Raw genomic sequence first — 585 nt, forward strand, 5'->3', positions numbered from 1 at the left:
CGGTCCGCCTCGGCCGCCGCGGCGGCCGGGCCCTCCTCGGGCTCGACCGTGACAGTGCCCGCGGCGGCGTCGACGAGCACGCGGGTACCGTCGGCGACGGCGGACAGGCCTCCCGCGGCGACCATGCAGGGGATGCCCAGCTGCCGGGCGATGATCGCGGTGTGTGAGGTGGGGCCGCCATGCTCGCACACGATCCCCAGCACGAGGGCCGGGTCGAGGCCGGCGGTGTCGGCGGGGGCCAGGTCGTCGGCCAGGAGGATGCCGGGTTCGTCGAAGGCTGGGATCCCGGGCTCGGGCAGGCCGCGCAGTTCGGCGACCACCCGGGCGCAGAGGTCGCGCAGGTCGGTGATGCGTTCGGCCTGCCGGCCGCCGATCTTGGCGAACTTCGCGGCGAATCTCTCGGTGGCGGCGACCGCCGCGGCCTCGACCGCCGCGCCCTTCTTCAGCTCCTTGGTGACCTCCTTGGCCCAGCCGCGGTCGCGGGCGAGTACGGCGTTGGCGGTGAGCACCTCGGCGCTGACGCCGGTCGCCAGGGCGGCCCGCTGGTCGAGGCGGTCGGCGACGGTGGCGGCCGCGGCAGCGAAG

Annotated in this window: 1 protein-coding gene; it reads right to left on the reverse strand. The window is 76.2% G+C overall.

Annotated elements, in window-relative coordinates:
* Nucleotides 1-585: PEP-utilizing enzyme (locus HMPREF3086_RS03970; protein ID WP_246830896.1), on the reverse strand; the 585-nt coding region annotated here is incomplete at both ends.

It is taken from the genome of Dietzia sp. HMSC21D01 (genome assembly GCF_001815995.1).
In the GTDB taxonomy this organism is placed as follows: domain Bacteria; phylum Actinomycetota; class Actinomycetes; order Mycobacteriales; family Mycobacteriaceae; genus Dietzia; species Dietzia cinnamea.